This is a genomic window from Sedimenticola thiotaurini (assembly GCF_001007875.1).
Taxonomy (GTDB): domain Bacteria; phylum Pseudomonadota; class Gammaproteobacteria; order Chromatiales; family Chromatiaceae; genus Sedimenticola; species Sedimenticola thiotaurini.
On the sequence record NZ_CP011412.1, the window covers coordinates 72,154 to 94,912 of the forward strand.

At 60.6% G+C, this 22,759-nt stretch carries 20 protein-coding genes; 6 read left to right on the forward strand and 14 right to left on the reverse strand.

Translation table 11 applies throughout. The features are described from left to right. Positions 1 to 193: 193 nt before the first annotated feature. Positions 194 to 670 carry an Lrp/AsnC family transcriptional regulator gene (locus tag AAY24_RS00340; RefSeq protein ID WP_046857985.1) on the reverse strand — a complete coding sequence of 159 codons (477 nt, stop codon included), beginning with the start codon at positions 668 to 670 and terminating at the stop codon, positions 194 to 196. A 201-nt stretch (positions 671 to 871) separates the two neighbouring features. Between AAY24_RS00340 and AAY24_RS00345 the strand changes: the two genes are divergently transcribed. Beyond that, positions 872 to 2,068, forward strand: a complete 1,197-nt coding sequence (locus tag AAY24_RS00345) for a methionine gamma-lyase (protein ID WP_046857986.1) — start codon at positions 872 to 874, stop codon at positions 2,066 to 2,068. A gap of 117 nt (positions 2,069 to 2,185) precedes the next feature. Here the strand turns inward: AAY24_RS00345 and AAY24_RS00350 are convergent, their stop codons facing one another. Continuing rightward, positions 2,186 to 3,604 carry a protein adenylyltransferase SelO gene (locus AAY24_RS00350; RefSeq protein ID WP_046857987.1) on the reverse strand — a complete coding sequence of 473 codons (1,419 nt, stop codon included), beginning with the start codon at positions 3,602 to 3,604 and terminating at the stop codon, positions 2,186 to 2,188. 519 nt (positions 3,605 to 4,123) lie between these two features. Here AAY24_RS00350 and dgcN point away from each other — a divergent pair. From dgcN to AAY24_RS00365, 3 genes are read left to right on the forward strand one after another with little or no spacing between them, the layout of a single operon-like run. Next, positions 4,124 to 5,128: an N-acetyltransferase DgcN gene (dgcN, locus tag AAY24_RS00355; RefSeq protein WP_046857988.1), complete on the forward strand. Its 1,005-nt coding sequence runs from the start codon at positions 4,124 to 4,126 to the stop codon at positions 5,126 to 5,128. Next, positions 5,122 to 6,102, forward strand: a complete 981-nt coding sequence (gene dgcA, locus AAY24_RS00360; RefSeq protein ID WP_046857989.1) for an N-acetyl-D-Glu racemase DgcA — start codon at positions 5,122 to 5,124, stop codon at positions 6,100 to 6,102. The genes dgcN and dgcA overlap by 7 nt, the downstream gene beginning before the upstream one ends. A 38-nt stretch (positions 6,103 to 6,140) precedes the next feature. Beyond that, complete coding sequence (locus AAY24_RS00365; RefSeq protein WP_046857990.1) at positions 6,141 to 6,998, forward strand: D-amino-acid transaminase; 858 nt, start codon at positions 6,141 to 6,143, stop codon at positions 6,996 to 6,998. Here the strand turns inward: AAY24_RS00365 and ureG are convergent. The 11 genes from ureG to urtA form a co-directional block, all read right to left on the reverse strand. Beyond that, positions 6,967 to 7,623 (reverse strand): urease accessory protein UreG, encoded by a 657-nt coding sequence (ureG, locus tag AAY24_RS00370; protein WP_046857991.1) that lies wholly within the window; start codon positions 7,621 to 7,623, stop codon positions 6,967 to 6,969. The genes AAY24_RS00365 and ureG overlap by 32 nt on opposite strands. Positions 7,624 to 7,634: 11 nt before the next feature. After that, a complete protein-coding gene (locus tag AAY24_RS00375) occupies positions 7,635 to 8,321 on the reverse strand; it encodes an urease accessory protein UreF (protein ID WP_046860880.1) in 687 nt (228 codons plus the stop codon). Beyond that, complete coding sequence (ureE, locus tag AAY24_RS00380; protein ID WP_046857992.1) at positions 8,305 to 8,775, reverse strand: urease accessory protein UreE; 471 nt, start codon at positions 8,773 to 8,775, stop codon at positions 8,305 to 8,307. The genes AAY24_RS00375 and ureE overlap by 17 nt, the downstream gene beginning before the upstream one ends. Positions 8,776 to 8,789: 14 nt before the next feature. Then, entirely contained in the window at positions 8,790 to 10,493 is a 1,704-nt protein-coding gene (gene ureC / locus AAY24_RS00385; RefSeq protein ID WP_046857993.1) for an urease subunit alpha, read from the reverse strand. After that, positions 10,493 to 11,128 carry an urease subunit gamma gene (gene ureA, locus AAY24_RS00390; protein WP_046857994.1) on the reverse strand — a complete coding sequence of 212 codons (636 nt, stop codon included), beginning with the start codon at positions 11,126 to 11,128 and terminating at the stop codon, positions 10,493 to 10,495. The genes ureC and ureA overlap by 1 nt, the downstream gene beginning before the upstream one ends. A gap of 17 nt (positions 11,129 to 11,145) precedes the next feature. Then, positions 11,146 to 11,979: an urease accessory protein UreD gene (locus AAY24_RS00395; protein WP_052761332.1), complete on the reverse strand. Its 834-nt coding sequence runs from the start codon at positions 11,977 to 11,979 to the stop codon at positions 11,146 to 11,148. Positions 11,980 to 12,083: 104 nt separating this feature from the next. Continuing rightward, entirely contained in the window at positions 12,084 to 12,779 is a 696-nt protein-coding gene (gene urtE, locus AAY24_RS00400) for an urea ABC transporter ATP-binding subunit UrtE (protein WP_046857996.1), read from the reverse strand. A 1-nt stretch (position 12,780) separates the two neighbouring features. Beyond that, on the reverse strand, positions 12,781 to 13,611 hold the full coding sequence (gene urtD, locus AAY24_RS00405) for an urea ABC transporter ATP-binding protein UrtD (protein WP_046857997.1): 831 nt from the start codon (positions 13,609 to 13,611) through the stop codon (positions 12,781 to 12,783). After that, positions 13,608 to 14,699 (reverse strand): urea ABC transporter permease subunit UrtC, encoded by a 1,092-nt coding sequence (urtC, locus tag AAY24_RS00410; RefSeq protein ID WP_046857998.1) that lies wholly within the window; start codon positions 14,697 to 14,699, stop codon positions 13,608 to 13,610. Before urtC ends, urtD begins: the two co-directional genes overlap by 4 nt. Positions 14,700 to 14,702: 3 nt before the next feature. Further along, the gene (gene urtB / locus AAY24_RS00415; protein WP_046857999.1) at positions 14,703 to 16,316 is read right to left on the reverse strand and encodes an urea ABC transporter permease subunit UrtB; all 1,614 of its coding nucleotides are present in this window, start codon (positions 16,314 to 16,316) and stop codon (positions 14,703 to 14,705) included. Between the two features lie 151 nt (positions 16,317 to 16,467). After that, a complete protein-coding gene (gene urtA / locus AAY24_RS00420) occupies positions 16,468 to 17,757 on the reverse strand; it encodes an urea ABC transporter substrate-binding protein (protein WP_046858000.1) in 1,290 nt (429 codons plus the stop codon). Between the two features lie 262 nt (positions 17,758 to 18,019). On the opposite strand from urtA, the gene AAY24_RS00425 reads away from it, so the two are divergent. Both AAY24_RS00425 and AAY24_RS00430 read left to right on the forward strand, forming a co-directional pair. After that, positions 18,020 to 21,382 carry an ATP-binding protein gene (locus tag AAY24_RS00425; protein WP_234422217.1) on the forward strand — a complete coding sequence of 1,121 codons (3,363 nt, stop codon included), beginning with the start codon at positions 18,020 to 18,022 and terminating at the stop codon, positions 21,380 to 21,382. After that, a complete protein-coding gene (locus tag AAY24_RS00430; RefSeq protein WP_046858002.1) occupies positions 21,372 to 22,277 on the forward strand; it encodes a response regulator transcription factor in 906 nt (301 codons plus the stop codon). Before AAY24_RS00425 ends, AAY24_RS00430 begins: the two co-directional genes overlap by 11 nt. Here AAY24_RS00430 and AAY24_RS00435 read toward each other — a convergent pair. Beyond that, positions 22,274 to 22,738 carry a helix-turn-helix domain-containing protein gene (locus tag AAY24_RS00435; protein WP_335337195.1) on the reverse strand — a complete coding sequence of 155 codons (465 nt, stop codon included), beginning with the start codon at positions 22,736 to 22,738 and terminating at the stop codon, positions 22,274 to 22,276. The two genes, AAY24_RS00430 and AAY24_RS00435, sit on opposite strands and share 4 nt — an antisense overlap. Positions 22,739 to 22,759 lie beyond the last annotated feature (21 nt).

Consider the following 22,759-nt stretch of genomic DNA (forward strand, 5'->3'; position numbering starts at 1 on the left):
CGCGTGCACTGGTTTCGTGCGGTATCAATGGGTATGCACCAAGCCAGGGTGTCTGTTGTTATCGTTTGGTGTCCGGCAGATCACCTAACCCATTGATTGTGCATGCCTCCTCAAAACATCGGGCGAGGCTGGACAAAACTGCAGCAGTAATCAGGCCAGTCTTGGCTGGGAAGATGCGGTCAGGTAGGAAGGGCTACTGCGGAGTGCGGTTCCGCAGATCCGGCAGTTGATGATTTACCCGGGTATCGTAAATGATAGATGTCTCGATACGGGTGACACCGGGGCGATTGGTGAACTGGTCCAGGGCGAGGTTTTTAAGATGCCGGGTGTCGTGCACCACCACGTGGATCACCAGGTCGTAACGGCCGGTGATCAGGTGTGCAGAGCGTACCTCGGGTATTTCCAGCATATCATCCATGAACCGGTCGACGGTGCTCCGCCCGTGTTTTGCCAGTTCGATCATGAACAGCGCTTCCAGCCCGATCCCCAGACTTGCCAGATCGACCTCCGCATGGGTGCCGGTCAACACCCCGTTCTCCCTCAGTCGCTTCATCCGCTCGTGCACGCTGGAGGGGGCCAGCCCCACCTCGGCGGCGATCTGCTTGTTGGAGAGCCGACCATTGTTCTGCAAAAGCCTGATTATTTCGATGTCAATTCGGTCGAGCATCATTTGGCCCCCTGTTTACCGAAAACTCTTTTATAGAAAATATTATCCAACGAGCAATATACTTATTAACTCAGTAATTAACGAATTATATTAGTAAGATACCACATATAGAGGGTTGAGCGATCAAGGATAACGGTATTTCTGCCGGTGACTCTTTCCATCGTCCCGATTCGCGCTGTGGCACCCGAGGAGTAATGCAGACATATGAGCAGATCAACAGATGACAGACGGGGCTTCAGCACCCGGGCGATTCACCATGGTTACGATGCTTACGCGGGTGATGGTGCCCTGAATCCGCCAGTCTACATGAGCTCAACCTACACCTTCCCCACCGTGGCTGACGGGAGTGCACGCTTCGCTGGCGAGCAGGTTGGATATGTTTATTCACGGGTCGGCAATCCGACCACGGCGCTGCTGGAGCAGCGCATTGCCGAGCTGGAAGGGGGGGAAGCGGCGCTGGTGACGGGCTCAGGTATGGGGGCCACGACCTCGTTACTCTGGACCCTGCTTAAGCCGGGTGACGAGGTGATCGCGGATAAGACGCTGTACGGTTGCACCTATGCCTATTTCAATCATGGACTGGCCCGTTTCGGGGTCAAGATCACCCATATTGACCTAACCGAACCGGACAATCTGGCCCGGGCGATCAGTGAGAAGACCCGGCTGATCTTTTTCGAGACACCGGCCAATCCCAACATGCGGTTGGTGGATATAGCTGCGGTGGCGACTATCGCCCGATCCCATGATGCGAAAGTGGTGGTGGACAACACCTACTGCACCCCCTATCTGCAGCGACCGCTGGAGTTGGGGGCAGATTACGTAGTGCACTCCGCCACCAAGTACCTGGGCGGACACGGCGACCTGATTGCCGGCGCCATTGTCGGTCCGAAAGAGTCGCTGGACGAGGTCCGCTTCTACGGCCTCAAGGATATGACCGGGGCGGTGCTCTCGTCCCAGGACGCTTTCCTGGTCCTGCGCGGCCTGAAGACCCTGGCGCTGCGCATGGACCGGCATTGTCAGAATGCACAAGGGATCGCTGAGTTCATCGCAGACCATCCCAAGGTGGAGGTTTGCCACTTCCCGGGACTGGCGTCGTTCCCGCAGCGTGAGCTGGCCGAGCGCCAGATGAGCGCGCCGGGTGGCATGGTGGCCTTTGAGTTGAAAGGGGGATTGGAGGCCGGTTGCCGATTTATGAACGCGCTGCAATTGATCACCCGTGCGGTCAGCCTGGGTGATGCAGAGAGCCTGGCCCAGCATCCGGCCAGTATGACCCACTCGGTCTATACGCCGGAGGAGCGGGCTGCTCACCTGATCAACGAGGGGCTGGTACGACTATCGGCGGGGCTGGAGGATCTGGATGATCTGCTCGGGGATATCGACCAAGCTTTGGCCAACGTCTGATCCACATAGAGTTCAATTAGCCCACGCAGTCATCTTGTGGGGTGGTCGCCCTGTGGGCAGAAAAGAGCTGCCCACCCCCACGGTTGGTGATGGGCTGCAGAGTGGGGAGCTGCCTGTTCAGGTCCCGCAAAAGGTGGCCAGCACCTGCTCGTTTTCAGCGGGTGGTTCCGCATAGTGCTCCAGCCCCGGGTGTTCATCGAACGGTGCCGACAGTACCTGGTGCAACTCATGGAAAGGACTCAGATCCCCCGCATAGGCGGCACGAATGATCCGCTCCACCTGGTGATTGCGGGGGATGAAAAGGGGGTTGGCCGCGGCCATCAGAGCGGCTGCCTTTTCCCGACCGCCGGGTTGCCGGTCGATACGCTGTAACCAGCGGGCCTCGAACTCACCGAAGCAGGGGGTATCATCAGCGGCCAGCCTCGATGCAAGCTGGCGAAAGCTTCGGGTATAGTCCAACTGATTATCCTGCAACTGCTGTAGCCAGTCGGTCACCAGTTCCCGGTCTTCTCCGTTCGGTTGAGTGAGACCAAGTTTGCGGCTCATCAGCTGGAAATAGTGATCCTCGAAGCTGGCCTGGAATTGATCCAGTCGGGCCTCGTACTCCTGCCGCTCCCCGTCGATCAGCATCAGGCATTCGGCCAGTCGGGCCAGGTTCCAGTGCGCCATCTCTGCCTGACGGCCATAGGCGTAGCGACCCTGATGGTCGATGGAGCTGAACACCTTGCCGATATGAAAGGTGTCCAGGAAAGCGCAGGGGCCGTAATCCAGGGTCTCGCCGGAGATGGCGCAGTTGTCGGTATTCATCACGCCGTGGATGAACCCGACCGCCATCCAGTGGGCCACCAGACGGGCCTGGGCGTCGACCACGGCGGCGTAGAAACTGCCGACCGGGTGCGCCTCTGTTGCGCTATCCGGATAGTGGCGCTGGATCGCATAATCAACCAGTGTGCGCAGGGCCGCGTTGTCGTGCCGCGCAGCAAACAGCTCGAAAGTGCCGACCCGGATATGGCTGCTGGCCACCCGGGTCAGCAGCCCGCCCGGTTCCATCCGGTCACGGAACACCGCTTCGCCGGTCGCCACCGCCGCCAGGGATCGGGTGGTGGGCACCCCCAGTCGATGCATCGCCTCGCTCACCAGGTATTCCCGGATCACCGGCCCCAGCGGCGACTTGCCGTCGCCGTTGCGCGAGAACGGGGTCTGCCCGGAGCCCTTCAGCTGGATATCGTAGCGCTGCCCATCCCCGGGGCTGATCGCCTCCGCCAGCAGGGCGGCCCGTCCATCGCCCAGTTGGGGCACGAAGTTTCCGAACTGATGCCCGGCGTAGGCCAGGGCGATGGTCCTGCCGCCGGGCAGGGGCTGGTTACCACCGAAGATCGCTGCCAGGCGCTCCCGATCCTGTGCCAGTTCATCCAGACCGAGCTGGCTGGCCAGTGGACCATTCCAGGCGAGCAGGCGGGGACTTGGGGACGGATCGGTTTGTACCGGTGCGTAGAAATGATCCGGTAGTTCGGCATAGCTGTTGCTGAGTTTCATAGTGGAAGTTTCGCACGGATCGGCCGGCGGATATCCGTTCAAAATTCAGGGAGTTTTTTTTCGGGGGATAGTCCGGCGGTGCCGCTTGACCGTAGGGAAATATTTCCGGGGGATAGTGCGCCCGACCGAGTCTGACGGGGTAGTTTCGCAGGGGGGACACTGAAAGCATGCCCACCTGGAACGGTTGTCGGGGCGGTGATCCGTACCTGATCCCGGCGGAGTCGGACAGCTGATCGGAACATAAACTGCTAAAATTTTTCCAATAACCGAATTATGTTTAAAAAACAGCGCGGATTTGACGGTAATTTGGTTACATCTTGCTCTCCATCTGGAGAATAATGCCAGCCAATGTTTGCTTGCCTATTCCGCCAGCACGGGTGGGGCAAAACTAGGCTATAACGCACAGTGTGACATACACGGGGCCGGGTGGGTCGGAAGGGACCGGGCCCCGGGTCAGGGTGAGAACCAGTGGTTCGGAGCGAGTGGTTCCGAGCCCCAGCAGCAGGTGAGACTTCAACTATGCATATTCAGACCCCCTATCTGCTCTTCCTGGGTGATGCTGCGGACGCCCTGGCGGCCAAGGTGGCCCAGGGAATTTGTGACTGGCGGCCGGAACAGGCGATCGGCCAGTACCGGATGAGCGGCTGCCAGGCCGATCTCGGCCTGCCCGACCTCTCTTTGGAAGCGGCGGCCCGGGCCGGCGCCAGGACCCTGGTGATCGGCGTCGCCAACCGGGGTGGTGTGATCTCCGATGCCTGGGTCGAGGTGATGCTGGACGCCCTTGAGCAGGGCATGGATATTGCCGCTGGTCTGCACAACCAGCTGTCGGAAATCCCCGCCCTGGCGGAGAAGGCGGCCCGTCTGGGGCGCACCCTGTTTGATGTGCGCCACCCAACGACCCAGTTCCCGGTGGCAACCGGCGTGCGGCGCAGCGGCAAGCGGCTGCTGCCGGTGGGCACCGACTGCTCCTGTGGCAAGATGTACACCGCTCTGGCGATCGAGAAGGCGATGCGCCAGCGTGGCATGAAGGCCGATTTCCGTGCCACCGGCCAGACCGGGATTCTGGTGGCCGGTGGTGGCGTGCCGGTGGACGCGGTGGTGGCGGACTTCATCTCCGGTGCGGTGGAGACCCTGACACCGGAAAATGATCCCGATCACTGGGATATCGTCGAAGGGCAGGGCTCCCTGTTTCACGCCTCCTTCGCCGGTGTCACCACCGGCCTGATTCACGGCGCCCAACCGGATGCCCTGGTGCTCTGTCACGAGCCGACCCGCACCCATATGCGTGGTCTGCCCGATTTTCCCCTGCCGGAACTGGGCGAGTGCATGGAGGCGAATCTGCGCACCGCCCGTCTGACCAACCCGGATGCCCGCTTCGTGGCTATTGCCGTGAACAGCTCCAAACTGTCACCGGCGGATGCCAAGGCCTACCTGGAGGAGACCGAGGCCCGTTACGGCCTGACTACGGTGGATCCGGTGCGCCAGGGCGTGGAGCGGATCGTGGATGAGCTGGCGCGGTGGTAAGCCTGCACGTCAAGCGGGAGTCCTGGCCGATACGGGGCAGCTTTACCATCGCCCGTGGCAGCAAGACCCGGGCCGAGGTGGTGACGGTGGAGTTGCATGCGGGTGAGCAGCGGGGGCGGGGTGAGTGTGTTCCCTACGCCCGCTACGGCGAGAGTTGCGACAGCGTGATGGAGCAGATTCTGGACCTGCGGGACGACCTGGCCAATGGTCTGGACCGGCAGGGACTGCAACAGCGCCTGCCGCCCGGCGCCGCCCGTAACGCCCTGGACTGCGCGTTCTGGGACCTGGCGGCGAAGCAGGCCGGGCAGCGCGCCTGGGCACTGGCCGGTGTTGCGACGATGACTCCCCAGGTGACCGCCTACACCCTGTCACTGGATAGCCCGGAAAAGATGCGTCAGGCGGCGCTGGCGAACGCCTGGCGGCCGTTGCTGAAACTGAAGCTGTCCGGCGCGGGTGACCTGGAGCGGGTTGCCGCGGTGCGTGCCGGGGCGCCCGATGCGCGCCTGATCGTGGATGCCAACGAGGGCTGGACAGTCGAGCTCTACCAGCGCTTCGTCCCGGAGCTGCAGCGCCTGGGGGTGGAGATGATTGAACAGCCCCTGCCGGCGGGTGACGACGGGGTGCTGGCCGAATTGGAGCGACCCGTTCCGATCTGTGCTGACGAATCCTGCCACGACCGGGCGTCGCTGGCGACGCTGGTGGGTCGCTACGACATGGTCAATATCAAACTGGATAAGAGCGGTGGTCTGAGCGAGGCACTGGCGTTGCGCCAGGCCGCTGAGGCAGCGGGGATGCGGATCATGGTCGGCTGCATGCTGGCCACCTCCCTGGCCATGGCGCCGGCCCTGCTGGTGGCCCAGGGGGTGGCGGTGGTGGACCTGGATGGCCCGCTGTTGCTGGAGCGGGACCGTTCCCACGGGCTCGATTTCGCACAAGGTCTGATCCACCCGCCGGAGCCGGCCCTGTGGGGTTGACCGCCAATACTTCAATTTAGCGCTAGTGAGGATAAGTCATGAGTCGAATCGTCTATGTGAATGGGGCCTACCTACCGGAAGAGGAGGCTAAGGTATCGGTATTCGATCGCGGCTTCCTGTTTGCCGATGGCGTCTACGAGGTCTCTTCGGTACTGCATGGCAGGCTGGTGGACAATGCCGGCCACCTGGCCCGTCTGCACCGTTCGCTGGCGGAACTGGAGATGGCGGCGCCGGCCAGCGATGCGGAGATCGAGGCGATCCAGAAGGCGCTGATCGAGCGCAACGACGTGCAGCAGGGACTGGTCTACCTGCAGGTGACCCGGGGCGTGGCCGATCGGGATTTTGCCTATCCGGAGGGGGTCCAGCCCACCCTGGTGATGTTCACCCAGTCGAAAAATCTGTTGCAGAATCCCCAGGCGGAACGGGGTATCCGGGTGATCACCACCGAGGACATCCGCTGGAAGCGGCGCGATATCAAGACCGTCGGTCTGCTGGCACCAAGCATGGCGAAGATGATCGCGAAACGGGCCGGGGCGGATGACGCCTGGCTGGTGGAAGCGGGCAAGGTGACCGAAGGGAGTTCCAACAACGCCTATATCGTTACCCGGGACGGTACCCTGGTGACCCGCCAGCTGGGTAACGAGATCCTCGCCGGGATTACCCGCAAGGCGGTGCTGGAGCTGGCCCGTACCAGCGACCTGAAGATCCAGGAGCGCCCGTTCACCGTGCCGGAGGCGCTGGATGCGGCCGAGGCCTTTATCAGCTCCGCCACCACCTTCGTGATGCCGGTGGTGGGCATCGACGGTCAACCGGTGGGTGACGGTCGACCCGGTCCGGTCAGCCGGCGTCTGCGGGAGCTCTACATCAGTATGGCACTGCAGGAGATTGGCGAGTGATCTGCTGTGGCTGGGGGGTCAACATCCCGGCATGTTCGATAAAGCCGATGATCTCATCCAGACCCTGACCGGTTTTCATATTGGTGAAGACGAAGGGTTTCTGCTTGCGCATCTTCAGGGTGTCCTCCTCCATCACCTGGAGTGATGCCCCCACATAGGGAGCCAGGTCGATCTTGTTGATAATCAGCAGGTCGGAGCGGGTGATGCCGGGGCCGCCTTTGCGGGGCATCTTCTCCCCTTCGGCCACGTCCAGCACGTAGATGGTGAGGTCGGCCAGTTCGGGACTGAAGGTGGCGCTCAGGTTGTCGCCGCCGCTTTCAATGAAGATCACATCCAGGTCCGGGAAACGGTTGCTCAGGTCTTCAACCGCCGCCAGGTTCATGGAGGCGTCTTCCCGGATGGCGGTATGGGGACAACCACCGGTCTCCACGCCGATGATTCTATCCGCCTCCAGGGTTTCGCTCTCGATCAGGATGCGGGCGTCCTCCTGGGTGTAGATGTCGTTGGTGACCACGGCAAGCTGATACCGGTCACGCAGTGCCTTGCAGAGTACTTCCAGCAGTGCGGTCTTGCCGGAGCCCACCGGGCCACCGACTCCAATGCGAAGCGGGGATGGATTATTCATGTCTGGTTCTCTCATGATCGATAGATTCGGGTGTATTGGGTTTCATGCAGACTGCTGGCAATGGCCTGGGCGGTGCAGGAGGCACCGATCTGCGCATCGTCCACGTCCAGCCCGATGCGGACGATCTCCGGTACCCGGAGGGTCAATGAAGCGATGATCCGCTGGCCGGCGGTCTGGCCCAGGGGGATGATCTTGACTCCGGCCAGGGTCATGCTCTCCAGCCAGCCCCACAGGTAACCGGCGGCCGCCGCTTTTAACGGTATCTGCCAATGCTGTGCCGCCTGGGCAAAACCGGCCAGTTGGCACTGCCTGAACAGGGGCAGGTTCTCCTGACTGACCGGAATGCCCAGTTCCGGCAGCAGGGATGCCATGGCTCGGCCCCGGTTGCGCTCTTCCAGGCGTAACTCGGCGGTTTCGCGGCTGGCCACCAGGTAGTGACTCCAGTAGGTCAGCGCCTCTGCGTCTTTCGTGGCTGCAGCCTGGTAGAGCCGGGCGAGAACCGGTAGTTCCAGATAGGCCATGCTGCTCTCCATCAGGCTTTCGATCCACCTCTTCAGGGTCTGTTCATCAGCGACCCAGCCACACTCCGTGGCCCACTCCAATCCCTGGGAGTAGGTGAAGGCGCCCACCGGCAGGGAGGGACTGACCAGTTGCAGCAGGCGCAGCGGGGCGAGGGAGTCGTTAGTGGTGATGGGCATGCTGATGTCCATGGCTGTGTGCTTGCGCCGCACTGCCGCCGTAGGCCCCCGGCTCCGGTTCGAAGGGGGCGTCGGCATGGGTTACCGTAAAGCCGAGGCCGCGCAGCATCTTATCCAGGACGTGGTCATGGGGGTAACTGATACAGGTTGGTTCGATCTGGATCGAGACATGGCGATTACCCAGGTGATAGCAGGCCCTGGCCAGCAGATGGGGGTCGTGGCTGGTGACCTGGGAGAGCGATTCATTGGCCGCCCGGATCTGCACGCTGTAACCTTCCTCGGTGCAGAGCAGGTCGCCATCCTTCAGAGTGGTTCCCCGGTTGAGAAACAGCCCGGCCTCCAGGCCGTTATCAAGCACCACCCGCAGGCGGCTTCTGATCCGCTGATGCAGTGGCAGGGTGAGGGTGGTATCAATGTGGTCCACCTGTTCGGTTTTGATGGTCAGTCTGATCATGGTTCTGCCAAGCCTTAAAAGAGGAAAAATTTCTGCGCCATGGGCAGTACGGTTGCCGGTTCGCAGGTCAGCAGTTGGCCATCCGCCTTCACCTGGTAGGTCTGGGGATCGACCTCGATCACCGGTTGGTAATCGTTCAGCCGCATGTCGGCCTTGCTCACCTGGCGGCAGTCACGCACCACACCGATCATGGATTTCAGTGCCAGTGCGCCCGCCACATCCGCCTCGAAACCGGCCTGGGAGAGGAAGGTCATACGGGTGGCGTGGCGGGCCGAACCCAGTGCACCGAACATGGTGCGATAGTGCACCGGCTGGGGGGTCGGGATCGATGCGTTGGGATCACCCATGGGGGCGGCGGCAATCATGCCACCCTTGATGATCAGGCTCGGCTTGGTACCGAAGAATGCGGGTTTCCACAGCACCAGGTCGGCCAGCTTGCCCACTTCCACGGAACCCACTTCATGGGCGATCCCGTGGGTGATGGCCGGGTTGATGGTGTACTTGGCGATATAGCGCTTTACCCGCAGGTTGTCGTGCTGTGCCGGGTCACCCGCCAGGCTGCCCCGCTGCACCTTCATCTTGTGGGCGGTCTGCCAGGTGCGGGTGATCACCTCGCCGACGCGTCCCATGGCCTGGGAATCGGAGGCGATCATGGAGAAGGCACCCAGGTCATGCAGAATATCCTCGGCGGCGATGGTTTCACGGCGTATGCGTGACTCGGCAAAGGCCACGTCTTCGGCGATGTTGGGATCGAGATGGTGACAGACCATCAGCATGTCCAGGTGTTCATCCACCGTGTTGACTGTGTAGGGCCGGGTCGGGTTGGTGGAGGAGGGCAGAACATTGGACTGCCCGCACGCCTTGATGATGTCCGGGGCATGGCCACCACCGGCGCCCTCGGTATGGTAGGTGTGAATGGTGCGCCCCTTCATGGCGTTCAGGGTGTGCTCCACAAAGCCGGATTCGTTCAGGGTATCGGTATGGATGGCCACCTGTACATCGAAGGCATCGGCCACGGAAAGGCAGTTGTCGATGGCGGCCGGGGTGGTACCCCAGTCCTCATGCAGCTTGAGACCGATGGCCCCGGCGCTGACCTGCTCTTCCAATGCCTGGGGCAGGCTGGCGTTGCCCTTGCCGAGATAACCCAGGTTCATGGGCAGTGCCTCGGCCGCCTCCAGCATCCGGTGTATGTGCCAGGGGCCCGGTGTACAGGTGGTGGCGTTGGTACCGGTGGCGGGGCCGGTTCCACCACCCAGCATGGTGGTGATGCCGGACATCAGCGCTTCGTCCACCTGCTGGGGGCAGATGAAATGGATATGGGAGTCGATCCCGCCGGCGGTGAGGATGCTCCCTTCACCGGCGATCGCTTCGGTAGCCGGGCCGATGATGATATTGACCCCCGGTTGTACGTCGGGATTGCCGGCCTTGCCGATGGCCGCGATACGTCCGTTCTTGATCCCCACGTCCGCCTTGACGATACCCCAGTGGTCGACGATCAGGGCGTTGGTGATCACCGTATCCACCACCTCCTGGCTGGGTCGCTGACTCTGGCCCATACCGTCCCGGATCACCTTGCCACCGCCGAATTTCACCTCGTCGCCATAGATGGTGTGGTCCTGTTCCACCTGGATCAACAGCTCGGTATCACCCAGTCTGACCCGGTCGCCGGTGGTGGGGCCGTACATCTCCGCGTAGGCCTGGTTGCTTATCTTAGCCATCAGTCCAGATCCCCCATAACCTCTCCGTTGAAACCAAACACCTTTCGCTCACCGGCATAGGCCACCAGGGTCACCTCCCGGGTCTGGCCCGGTTCAAAGCGGACTGCGGTACCGGCGGCAATGTCGAGGCGAAAGCCCATCGCCTGGTCACGATCAAACTGCAGGGCCGGGTTGGTCTCGGCAAAGTGGTAGTGGGAGCCAACCTGAATGGGGCGGTCTCCGGTATTGGCCACCGAGAGTGTCACAGTCTCCCGTCCCGCATTGAGGGTGCGCTCACCGGAAGCGGCAATCACCTCTCCCGGGATCGGTCCGCCCGCTGGCGCGCTGGCGGAGGGCAGAATGGGTTCATGCACCGTGACCAGCTTGGTACCGTCCGGAAAGGTGGCCTCCACCTGGACATCGTGGATCATCTCGGCCACTCCATCCATCACATCATCACCGGTCAGCAGGGTGCGGCCATAATCCATCAGTTCGGCCACGCTCTTGCCCTCCCGGGCACCCTCCAGAATGGCCGCGCTGATATAGGCGGTCGCTTCCGGGTAGTTGAGTTTCAGCCCTTTCGCCATGCGTCGTTCGGCAAGCAGGCCGGCGGTAAAGAGCAGCAGTTTGTCTTTTTCTCTTGGGGTGAGTTCCATGGGATGCTCCTACGGGATTAGGTGTTCCAGATGCGCGGTTCACTGGGTGGCCGATTGACCACCACGGGCCTGAGAATTTTCCAGATCTCAATAAAGAGTCGCCGGGCCGTTTCGGTTGAGTCGCCCAGGTAACGGGCGATAAACAGATCGTCCACCAGGGTGAGGCCGATGGCGTGCTGATCCCGGAGTGGAATGGTTGCGCGCAGTTTTTCCAGCAGACTCCGCTCTGCCAGCGTTGCATAGAGGGTGCCCAGCACCGGCTGGTTGCGCAGTCCGGCGGCCGCCGCCAGCGCCTGTTCAGTGTCGATCAGCTGCCGTTCGTGCAGCAGGGGGAGACCGTCACGGAACAGGTGACAGGCAAAGCTGGCACTGCCGTGATTGAACTGCTCATCCACCACCGGGCGTCCCAGGCAGTTGATCTCCCAGCCGATAAAGCGGGCATCGCCGTGCAGATCGACCCGGGTGGCCAGTTCGGCCCGGGCGCCGGGGAAGATGATATTCTCCTGGGGCAGCCACTCCAGGCAGCCCCCTTCCACGGTTATCTGCTGTTGCTGGCGGGCCATGGGGCCGACAGAGCGGTAGAACTTGGTGGCGCCCGGTGTGGTGATCAGGGCCGCTGCCTGTTCCGCCACGTGGATATTAATATTCAGCTGATCACCGCCGGCCACACCACCGGGGGGATGGAGCAGATAGACGTGGCAGAGATCACCCTCCGGATAAAAGCTGCGCTGAACCGCCAGCGGACCCTGGCGGGTGCGTTCCGCCAACACCGTCCGCCCCGGTCGGCGTTGAAAACCGAGCTGCAGCCTGGCGTACCAACCTGCCTCGTGCTGTTCGGCCAGGGAGGACATCTTCAGCCGCATCTCCTGTGGCAGCGGATGGCCACGACGCTACGCCGGGGCATGGCGGTGGTGGGTCGGGTGTGCGGTAACTGCATGATGATTTTCCCTCTGTCTTAAACCGTCAGGTATTGACGAATCAGCTCGTCATCCAACTGCCCCATCTCGCCCGCGGCCACGTGGCGACCCCGGTCCAGAATGCAGAAGCGATCCGCCACCTTGCGGGCGAACGGGAGCTTCTGCTCCACCAGCAGCACGGTCAGTCCGATCTCACGATTGAGGCGCAGGATGATGTCACCGATCTCCTGCACAATATTGGGCTGGATACCCTCGGTCGGTTCATCCAGGATCAGCAGCTTGGGGTCGAGCACCAGGGCGCGACCGATCACCAGTTGTTGCTGCTGTCCACCGGACAGGTCCCCCCCTTTGCGACCCAGCATCTCCTTGAGTACCGGGAACAGTTCGAAGATGAACGGCGGGATCTGTTTTGCCTTGTCCTTTCGGGCCGGCAATCCAATGCGCAGGTTCTCCTCCACGGTGAGCATGGGGAAGGTCTGGCGACCCTGGGGAACGTAGCCGATTCCCAGGGGGGCGCGCCGCTCGGCGATCTGTTTGTTGAGGTTGTTTCCGGCAAAGCGGATCTCCCCCGATCTGATGGGCAGCAGCCCCATCACACACTGCAGCAGGGTGGTCTTGCCCACGCCGTTACGTCCCATCAGGCAGGTGCAGGTGCCTTCCGGCACCTGCAGGTCCAGATCCCACAGGGTGTGGGACTGGCCATAGTATTGATTGAGTTGTTCTATCTGCAGCATCTCATTCACCTAAATAGACCTCGACCACGCGGGGGTCATTTTGCACTTCGTCCATGCTGCCCTCCGCCAGCACACTGCCCTGGTGCAGTACGGTCACCTTGCGGGCAATGGAACGGACAAAGTCCATGTCGTGCTCCACCACCACCACCGTGTGCTGTCCGGCCAGGGAGGTGAGCAGCTCGGCGGTGCGATCCATCTCCTGATGGGTCATGCCGGCCACCGGCTCATCCACCAGCAGCAGTTTGGGGTTCTGCATCAGCAGCATGCCGATCTCCAGCCACTGCTTCTGGCCGTGGGAGAGGGATCCGGCGAGTTGCCTGGCCTCTGCCTGCAGGCCGATGATCTCCAGCACCTCGTCGATAAAGTCGCGCTGTTCAGCACTGAGTCTGGCGGTCAGGATCGCCCAGACCCGTTTGTCTCCGGCCATGGAGAGTTCCAGGTTCTCGAACACGCTGTGATACTCGAAGACGGTCGGTTTCTGGAACTTGCGGCCGATGCCGACCTGGGATATCTCCGGTTCGCTCAGGTGCAGCAGGTCGATGTTCTGGCCGAAATAGGCGCTGCCCCGGTCGGGTCGGGTTTTACCGGTGATGATGTCCATCATGGTGGTTTTGCCCGCACCGTTGGGACCGATAATGCAGCGCAACTCGCCTGCTTCGATATAGAGATTGAGATCGTTGATCGCCTTGAAACCATCGAAGCTGACCGAGATATCCTCCAGGTAAAGGATGTTCCCATGGCTGATGTCCACCTCCAGACCGCGGGTCTGCAGCATGAAGTCAAACACCCGGTCGGGACGCATGGTTTCGCGCAGGTTATCCAGTGCATTCATGATTCAGCCCCTTTCCTGTTCTTCAGCAGACCGATCACCCCCTTGGGCAGGAAGAGGGTCACCAGGACAAACAGCGAGCCCAGGGCAAACAGCCATACTTCCGGCAGCGCGGCGGTGAAGTAGGATTTGCCATAGTTGACCATCAGGGCGCCGGCGGCGGCGCCAAACAGGGTGGCCCGTCCACCCACCGCCACCCAGATGACGATCTCGATGGAGTTGAGCGGTGAGAACTCGCCCGGATTGATAATGCCCACCTGGGGTACATAGAGCGCCCCGGCGATACCGGCCAGCACCGCCGAGAAGGTGAAGATGGCCAGCTTGACATGCTCCACCTTGTAGCCGACGAAACGGGTACGATCCTCGGCGTCCCGGATAGCCACTGCCACCCGGCCAAGGCGTGAGCTAACCACGGCACGGCAGGCGATATAACCGGCACCCAACGCCAGCACTGTCACAAGGTATAGCACAATACGGGTGCTATCCTCCTGCAGACTGAAGCCCAGAATGTCCTTGAAGTCGGTCAGCCCGTTGTTGCCGCCAAAGCCCATCTCGTTGCGGAAAAAAGCCAGCATCAGAGCATAGGTGAGCGCCTGGGTGATGATGGAGAGATAGACCCCGGTAACCCTGGAGCGGAACGCCAGCCAGCCGAATACGAAGGCGAGCAGACCCGGTGCAAGCATCACCATCAGCATGGCAAACCAGAACATGTCGAAGCCGTACCAGAACCAGGGCAGGCTGTCCCAGTTCAGAAACACCATGAAGTCCGGCAGAACCGGGTCGCCATAAACGCCCCGTTCACCGATCTGGCGCATCAGGTACATACCCATGGCGTAGCCGCCGAGGGCGAAGAAGGCGCCGTGTCCGAGGCTGAGGATGCCCAGGTAACCCCAGGCCAGGTCCACCGCGATGGCCAGCAGCGCGAAGGAGAGATACTTGCCCAGCAGGGTGATGGTGTAGGTGCTGACATGCAGCGGGCTGCTCTCCGGCACCAACAGGTTCAGCAGGGGGGCCAACACCGCCGCCAGCAGAAGCAGGGAGAGGAACACCTGTCCGCCGCGATCGTTTTTCAGAAGATTGACAATACCCATGGATCAACCCTCCGCTGCACGGCCTTTCTGGGGGAAGAGTCCCCGGGGCCGTTTCTGGATAAAGAGAATGATGAATACCAGCACCAGGATTTTGGCCAGCACCGCACCGGACCAGGGTTCCAGGAATTTGTTGGCGACTCCCAGGCTCATGCCACTGACCAGGGTGCCCCAGAGATTGCCGACACCGCCGAACACCACCACCATGAAGCTGTCGATGATGTAGGACTGCCCCAGGTTCGGGCCTACGTTGGTGAGCTGGCTCAGGGCCACCCCGGCTACCCCGGCAATGCCGGAGCCGAGTCCAAAGGTCATGGCATCCACCCACTCGGAGCGTACCCCCATGGCCCGGGCCATGGCGCGATTCTGGGAGACGGCCCGCACCTGCAGCCCGAGGGTGGTTTTCTTGAGCACCATGAACAGGGCCGCGAACACCAGCAGGCAGAAGAGGATGATGTAGAGCCGGTTCAGGGTGAGTGACAGGGCGCTGTTGATCTCCCAGGTGCCGCTCATCCAGGCCGGTGTCTCGACGGAGCGGTTCAGGGGCGAGAAGATGGAGCGCACGGTCTGCTGCAGGATCAGGCTGATACCGAAGGTGGCCAGCAGGGTCTCCAGGGAGCGGCCATAGAGAAAGCGGATTACGCCCCGTTCTATGGCTACGCCCACCAGGCCGGAGACGATAAAGGCAGCCGGTATGGCAACCAGTACCGAGATGCCGATCTGATCGGGCAGCAGCAGCTGGATCACGTAGGTGGTATAGGCGCCGATCATGATCAGCTCACCGTGGGCCATATTGATGACCCCCATGACGCCAAAGGTGATGGCCAGGCCGATGGCCGCGAGTACCAGCACCGAGCCGAGACTGAGACCGAAAAAGATGTTCTCAATGACGCTGTAGATCTGCAGCCGGAAATCGATCTTGTTCAGGGCCTGTTGGATGGTGGCGGCAAACTCCCGGTCTTCGGTTGTCTGTTGCAGTTTGATCAGGCCGTTTCTTACTGCCGGATGGATGCTGCCCGCCAGTGCGTCCACCGCAGCCATGCGTTCACTCTTGTCCTCGGAGACCAGGTGACCCAGGGCGATCACGATCTCCATCGCTTCGCGCACATCCGGGTCCTGCTCCTGACTGAGCAGGGGTTCGATGCGGCGCGCATTTTCACTGTCGGGGTGATCGATCAGCTGGTTGACCGCCTGGAGCCGTTTGTCCGCATCGGGACTGTGCAGGTCCATCACCGCCAGGGCGCTGCGGATCTGGCTGCGCAGACTGTTGTTCACCGCGATCTTCTTCACCTTCCTTTTACCGACAACGCCGAGTTCTGTTCCGGTAAGCGGGTCGCTGATCAGATAGCCTTTATCCTGTTTGCTGACGATGACGATACGTTTATCTTTCTTGACGTAATAGAGTTGACCGTCGAGCAGGGTGTTCAGCAGTGTCAGGGCCGATTTGCCGGCATCCTCGGCCAACAGTGATACGGCCCGGGACTTGTCGTCGAAACTGCCCGATTTAAGCAGTTCGGTCGCCTGGTTCAGCAGGTTATCAGGAGCGGCTGGGGCCGCCACTGCTGGCTGCAGTGCCACCAGGCATAGCGTCAGCAGCAACCAGTGAGTTAGCCGTGTCATATGCATAGCTGTGTGACCAGTAAACTAAAACGTGTCTGATCAATCCGGAACGGAGTGAAGGACACGTCCTCGTTGGTTAAAAAATGCCGGCCCGGCAGGGCCGGCTTAAATTGCTTGCTAACAAGCAGGAGGTCATTTGTTGAAAGTCGGTTTACTCGTAGTTCTGGCCTGAGCACTTGGCCGTTTTTACGTTGTAGTTACCGCAGCTCAAGGGGGCTCTCCAGTCGGAGATGATGTCCTTGGAGCCGGGCAGGAAATCGGACCAGGCGTCGCCGGCTACCAGGCCGGATGTTTTCCAGACCACATCAAACTGACCGTCGTCCTGGATCTCGCCGATCAGGACCGGTTTAGTGATATGGTGGTTCGGCATCATGGCGGAGACACCGCCGGTCAGGTTGGGTACGGTGACGCCGATAATGGCTTCCTGGACGGCGTCGGAATCGGTGGTGCCGGCCTTTTCAACCGCTTTCACCCACATGTTGAAACCGATGTAATGGGCCTCCATGGGATCGTTGGTGACCCGGTCCTCGTTTTTGATGAATGTCTGCCACTTCTCGATAAAGGCGTCGTTGGAGGGGGCATCCACACTCATGAAGTAGTTCCAGGCGGCCAGGTGACCCACCAGGGGTTTGGTGTCGATGCCGGAGAGCTCCTCTTCTCCCACGGAGAAGGCCACTACCGGGATGTCCTCGGCCGAGATGCCCTGGTTGCCCAGCTCCTTGTAGAACGGTACGTTGGCGTCGCCGTTAATGGTGGAGACCACCGCGGTTTTGGCGCCGGTGGAACCGAACTTCTTGATTTCAGAGATGATCGACTGCCAGTCGGAGTGACCGAACGGGGTGTAGTTGATCATGATGTCGTCGTCCGCCACACCCTTGGATTTCAGATAGGCCTCCAGGATCTTGTTGGTGGTGCGGGGATAGACATAGTCGGTGCCGGCCAGCACCCAACGTTTCACACCCACTTCGTTCATCAGGTAATCGACCGCCGGGATGGCCTGTTGGTTGGGTGCCGCACCGGTATAGAACACATTCTTGGAGGACTCTTCCGCCTCGTACTGCACCGGATAGAACAGCAATCCGTTCAGCTCCTCAACCACCGGCAACACCGATTTACGTGATACCGAGGTCCAGTTGCCGAAAATGGCGGCGACCTGATGTTTGCTGATCAGCTCACGGGCCTTCTCGGCAAACAGAGGCCAGTTGGAGGCGGGATCCACCACCACCGGCTCGAGCTGCTTGCCCAGCAGTCCGCCTTTTTTGTTCTGCTCTTCAATCAGCATGAGCATGGTGTCCTTCAGCGTGGTCTCACTGATCGCCATGGTTCCGGACAGGGAGTGCAGGATACCGACCTTGATAGTGTCGGCGGCCTGGGCGTTACCGAGGCAGGCGGCAGCCACGGCAAGAGACAGCACGAGGTTTTTTACGGGACGCTTGTTCATATAGGTGTTGCTCCTGTTTAAGGTTTGGCACTGGAATTGCTATCACCTGAGTGACGTTTTTTACGTGCTGCCAGTATTGCGCGGCTAATTCCCGATAACTATTCGGCGAAGGACCCATAGGGGTACGTCAAATGACGTATAACCGGCAGACTGCCGAGCCTGAAGGGCGCCGGTCTGCACCGGAATGGTGCGTGATAGCGGGTGTTGGGCGTGGCATGCACGTTCATGGGGCAGGGGTGGCAGATATGTTTGGATTATGGCGATGGATCAACGGGTAGTTCCCACCAAGCGACGTTACAACCAGTGGGTTGCCAACGAAACGATGGAGGATTTTGCTCTCCGCTATATCGCTTCGCGGGCGCGCAAGTGGTCTGATGTGCGGATTGCCAACACCGCGCTGGGCATTGTGGCCTTTCTGGCCCTGGAGGCGATCGGGGGCGCGATCACCCTGCAGTACGGTTTCGTCAATTCCGCCTGGGCCATCCTGGTGGTCTGCGTGCTGATCTTTTTATGTGGCCTGCCCATCTGCTACCACGCGGCCAAGTCGGGGCTGGATGTGGATCTGCTCACCCGCGGGGCCGGCTTCGGCTATATCGGATCCACCGTATCGTCGCTGATTTACGCCTCGTTCACATTTATATTCTTTGCCCTGGAAGCGTCCATCATGTCCATGGCGCTGCAGCTGCTGTTCGATATTCCCCTGGCCTGGGCCTATGTGATCAGTGCCTTGCTGGTTATTCCCCTGGTGACCCACGGCATCACACGCATCAGCCGTTTCCAGCTCTGGACCCAACCGATCTGGATCGTGCTTCAGGTGGCACCGCTGGTGTTCATCATCTACCACCATACCGATGCGGTACTGACCTGGAGCCAGTTCGCCGCTGTGGACGGGCAGGCCGGCGAGTCGTTTGATCTGCTGCTTTTTGGGGCGGCGGCAGCGGTGATCTTTCCACTGATGGCACAGAATGCCGAGCAGGTGGACTATCTGCGCTTTCTGCCCAAGGAGGAGGCCAACTCCGGAAAGTGGTGGCTGGCGCTGACCCTGTCCGGCCCCGGCTGGAGTCTGTTCGGTCTGATCAAACTGTTCGCCGGCTCTTTCCTGGCGGTGCTGGCCTACCGGCAGGGGGTGGCGCTGGAGCTGGCGGATGATCCCACCCACATGTACCTGGTGGCGTTCAGCTATATCACCCACAACCCGGAACTGGCACTGGTGCTGGTGTCCGCCTTCGTGATTATTTCCCAGTTAAAGATCAATGTGACCAACGCCTACGCCGGTTCACTGGCGTGGTCGAACTTTTTCTCCCGGGTCACCCACAACCATCCGGGGCGCATTGTCTGGCTGTTTTTCAACGTGGCGATCGCCTTGCTTCTGATGGAACTGGGTCTGTATCACGCCTTTGAGACCATCCTGATCATCTTCTCGCCCCTGGTGTTGGCCTGGGTCGGTTCCCTGGTGGCGGATCTGGCGATCAACCGGCCACTCGGTCTGCGACCCCCGGAGATTGAGTTCAAACGGGGCCATCTCTATGACATTAATCCGGTCGGGGTCGGCTCCATGCTGATCGCATCGACCCTGGGCATCGCCGGCCAACTGGAGCTGCTGGGTCCGACCTTCAAGGCGTTGTCACCCTTTGTGGCGCTGTTCACCCCCTTCATTACGGCGCCCCTGATTGCCTGGGCGACCGGTGGACGTTACTACCTGGCAAGACCGAATGAGCTGCTGGGAACCCGGGAAGAGCTGGTCTGCTCGATTTGCGAAAACAGCTTTGAACCGGAAGATATGAGCAGCTGTCCGGCCTGCCGGGGTCCCATCTGTTCCCTCTGCTGCGCCCTGGATTCCAGTTGCCAGGATCGCTGTCGGCCGGATGCCCACATGGGGGTACAGACGTTTAATCTGTTGAGCCGGTGGTTACCGGATGTCTGGGTGGAGCGACTGCACTCCACGGTGGGGCATTTTCTGGTGATATTGCTGGTCACGGCGACCCTGATTGCGGGGCTGTTTACCCTGGTCTACTTCTCCCTGGATTACAGCTCGGTTCAGGCCGCTGTCCTGGTGGGCAATGCCCTGTTCAAGACCTTTTTTCTGCTGATTATCGTGGCGGGCGTGCTGATCTGGCTCTACGTGCTGGCACAAAACAGCAAGCGGAACGCCCTGGATGAGTCGCAGCAGCGGACCGAACTGCTCAGCCAGGAGGTGGAGGCCCACGACAAGACCTATAAAAAACTGCAGGACGCCAAGGAGGCGGCGGTGGCGGCCAACCAGGCCAAGAGTCGCTATCTCTCGGGGGTAAGCCATGAGCTGCGCACACCCTTGAATACCATTCTCGGATATGCCCAGTTGCTGGAGGCAGACGACAAGCTGCCGGACCGCAACAAACGGGCGGCAGCGGTCATTCAGCGGGGCGGGGAGCATCTGGCCGACGTCATCGAGGGGCTGCTGGAGATCTCCAAGATCGAGGCACGCCGCCTGGATCTGCACCGTGATCAGGTCAACCTGCGCTCCCTGATCCAGCAGTTGGTGGAGATGTTTGATATTCAGGCGCGGGCGAAAAATCTCGCTTTCCAATATCGCTGTGAGAGCGACCTGCCGGACTATATCCTGGCGGATGAAAAACGGCTGCGCCAGATTCTGATGAACCTGCTCTCCAATGCGGTGAAGTTCACCCGTGAGGGTCAGGTGTCGCTGCAGGTCAGTTATCGTAACGAAGTGGCCAGGTTCATTGTCAGTGATACCGGTGTGGGGATAAAAGCGGAACACCTGGACAATATTTTCAACCCATTTGAGCGCGTCCGGGACGAACAGACCCAGTTTGTCAGTGGCACCGGGCTCGGCCTGACCATATCGCGCCTGCTTACCAACCTGATGGGCGGGGACCTGGATCTGCAGAGTGAATATGGCCAGGGAACCGTGTTCACCCTGTCACTCATGCTGCCGGTGATACATGCCCCCAAGGCGCTGGCGGTGCCGTCGAAACGGATCCGGGGGTATGGGGGTCAACGCAAGCGAGTACTGGTGGTGGATGATGAGCCGAGTCATCGGGCATTGATCGGGGACTTCCTGACCCCCCTGGGGTTTGAGGTGCTGGAAGCCTATAACGCCGAATTTGCCCTGCAGATGGCGGCGCAAAAAAACTTTGACCTGTACCTGCTGGATGTCCATATGCCGATCACCGACGGCTGGACGCTGGCTGCCCGGTTACGGGAGATGCAAGTCCAGGCCCCCATCTTCATGCTGTCCGGTAACGCCATTGAGGATCACCGGGCCGAGATGGTCAGTGACCTGCATGATGAATACCTGATCAAGCCGGTACGCCTGGAGACACTGCTGGAGAAGATGGAGAAGTGCATGCATATCGACTGGCTGCATGATGAACCGGCGAGCGTCGGGCGGGAGAGCGCCAAGCGGTCGCCACCGGTGGCCAACAAGTTACCATCCAACACGGATATTGAAGGCCTGATCTCGATGGCCAAGATCGGTTATCTGAACGGCATATTGGAGAAACTGGATGCTATGGAAAAAGCCAATATCGATTCTGAATTTCTACAGTACCTGAAGTCCCGGGCCGAACTGTGTGACTTTGACGGCATGACCCAGGCGATCAAGGGGTTGAGTTATGGCGCTTGATAACAGTAATCCGATTGTACTGGTGGTGGATGACTCACCAGACTCCCTGGGCATGATCAACAGTGCGCTCAACCAGGCGGGGTATACCGTGCTGGTGGCACTCAATGGCCAGCAGGCGCTGGATATTGTGGCGCAGATCAAACCGGACGTGGTACTGATGGATGCCGTGATGCCGGTGATGGATGGGTATGCGTGCTGCAAGCAGATGCGTCAATCCCTGCCCCTGCTGCCGGTGATCTTCATGACCGGTTTGACCGAGGTGGAGCATATTGTGCGGGCCTTTGAACACGGTGGTAACGACTACATCACCAAGCCGATCAAGCCGGAAGAGCTGCTGGCCCGTATCCGGACACACGTCAACAGCGCTAACATGATTGAGAATGCCCGGGCGGCACTGGATGTGGCGAAACAGTTCGTGCTGGCGGTCAACAGCGCCGGGGAGAGCTTGTGGGCCACACCGGAAACCCGCGAACTGCTGAACGGAAACGGGATCGATTACCGGGATAACAGCAGTCCCTTCAGCGCCGCCTTGAAAGCCTGGATCACCGGTGATGAGATCAAGCATGATCTGGTGGTGCAGACCTCCGGGAAGCCCCTGACGATCCGTTATTTCAAGGCCGTTGACAGTGATGAACATCTGCTGCGTATCGTCGGCCATGACCTGCTGATGGATGCGGATCTGTTGGGGAACGCTCTGCCCATCACCCGGCGCGAGGCGGAGGTGCTGCTGTGGGTGGCCCATGGGAAAACCAATCGGGAAATCGGTGAACTGCTTTCACTCAGTCCCCGCACCGTCAACAAGCACCTGGAACAGATCTATCCCAAGCTCCAGGTGGATAACCGTTCCGGAGCCACCTCCATTGCCATCCAGGCATTGCTGGGGCTGCCGGTCTAGGCAGACCGGTGCGGGGGCGGCGGTTTGCGGTCGGAGACCGGCTCGTCCGGCCGGCTGAACTGATGATTGGATAGTGCCTCGATAATGCGGCAGTCCGCCACCTTGTTGCCGCTGCACTGGTTGAGCATCCGCTTCAGCTCCCTGCCCATACTCTGTAACCGCTCAATCCGGGATTCCACCTCCAGCAGGTGGCGGCGTGCGATCTGATCCACAGTTGCACAGGGTTGGCCGGGATCGTCGCTCAGGGCCAGGATCTCCTTGATCTGCTCCAGGGAGAAGCCCAGTTCACGGCTGTGACGGATAAATCCCAGCCGATCCAGGTGAGCCTGACGATAGATGCGCTGGTTGCCCGGGGTCCGTTCCGGTGCGGGCAGCAGACCGATCTGCTCATAGTAACGGATAGTCTGTACTTTGCTGTTGCTGATTCTGGCCATCTGTCCGATGGAATAACGCACATTCACCGCAAATCACCCCTTGAAGCT

What these genes read in the sequence shown, in the direction of transcription:
- AAY24_RS00340 (WP_046857985.1), bottom strand. Translation starts at nt 670, where the DNA reads ATGATGCTCGACCGAATTGACATCGAAATAATCAGGCTTTTGCAGAAC.
- AAY24_RS00345 (WP_046857986.1), top strand. Translation starts at nt 872, where the DNA reads ATGAGCAGATCAACAGATGACAGACGGGGCTTCAGCACCCGGGCGATT.
- AAY24_RS00350 (WP_046857987.1), bottom strand. Translation starts at nt 3,604, where the DNA reads ATGAAACTCAGCAACAGCTATGCCGAACTACCGGATCATTTCTACGCA.
- dgcN (WP_046857988.1), top strand. Translation starts at nt 4,124, where the DNA reads ATGCATATTCAGACCCCCTATCTGCTCTTCCTGGGTGATGCTGCGGAC.
- AAY24_RS00365 (WP_046857990.1), top strand. Translation starts at nt 6,141, where the DNA reads ATGAGTCGAATCGTCTATGTGAATGGGGCCTACCTACCGGAAGAGGAG.
- ureG (WP_046857991.1), bottom strand. Translation starts at nt 7,623, where the DNA reads ATGAATAATCCATCCCCGCTTCGCATTGGAGTCGGTGGCCCGGTGGGC.
- AAY24_RS00375 (WP_046860880.1), bottom strand. Translation starts at nt 8,321, where the DNA reads ATGCCCATCACCACTAACGACTCCCTCGCCCCGCTGCGCCTGCTGCAA.
- ureE (WP_046857992.1), bottom strand. Translation starts at nt 8,775, where the DNA reads ATGATCAGACTGACCATCAAAACCGAACAGGTGGACCACATTGATACC.
- ureC (WP_046857993.1), bottom strand. Translation starts at nt 10,493, where the DNA reads ATGGCTAAGATAAGCAACCAGGCCTACGCGGAGATGTACGGCCCCACC.
- ureA (WP_046857994.1), bottom strand. Translation starts at nt 11,128, where the DNA reads ATGGAACTCACCCCAAGAGAAAAAGACAAACTGCTGCTCTTTACCGCC.
- AAY24_RS00395 (WP_052761332.1), bottom strand. Translation starts at nt 11,979, where the DNA reads ATGTCCTCCCTGGCCGAACAGCACGAGGCAGGTTGGTACGCCAGGCTG.
- urtE (WP_046857996.1), bottom strand. Translation starts at nt 12,779, where the DNA reads ATGCTGCAGATAGAACAACTCAATCAATACTATGGCCAGTCCCACACC.
- urtD (WP_046857997.1), bottom strand. Translation starts at nt 13,611, where the DNA reads ATGAATGCACTGGATAACCTGCGCGAAACCATGCGTCCCGACCGGGTG.
- urtC (WP_046857998.1), bottom strand. Translation starts at nt 14,699, where the DNA reads ATGGGTATTGTCAATCTTCTGAAAAACGATCGCGGCGGACAGGTGTTC.
- urtB (WP_046857999.1), bottom strand. Translation starts at nt 16,316, where the DNA reads ATGACACGGCTAACTCACTGGTTGCTGCTGACGCTATGCCTGGTGGCA.
- urtA (WP_046858000.1), bottom strand. Translation starts at nt 17,757, where the DNA reads ATGAACAAGCGTCCCGTAAAAAACCTCGTGCTGTCTCTTGCCGTGGCT.
- AAY24_RS00425 (WP_234422217.1), top strand. Translation starts at nt 18,020, where the DNA reads ATGGATCAACGGGTAGTTCCCACCAAGCGACGTTACAACCAGTGGGTT.
- AAY24_RS00430 (WP_046858002.1), top strand. Translation starts at nt 21,372, where the DNA reads ATGGCGCTTGATAACAGTAATCCGATTGTACTGGTGGTGGATGACTCA.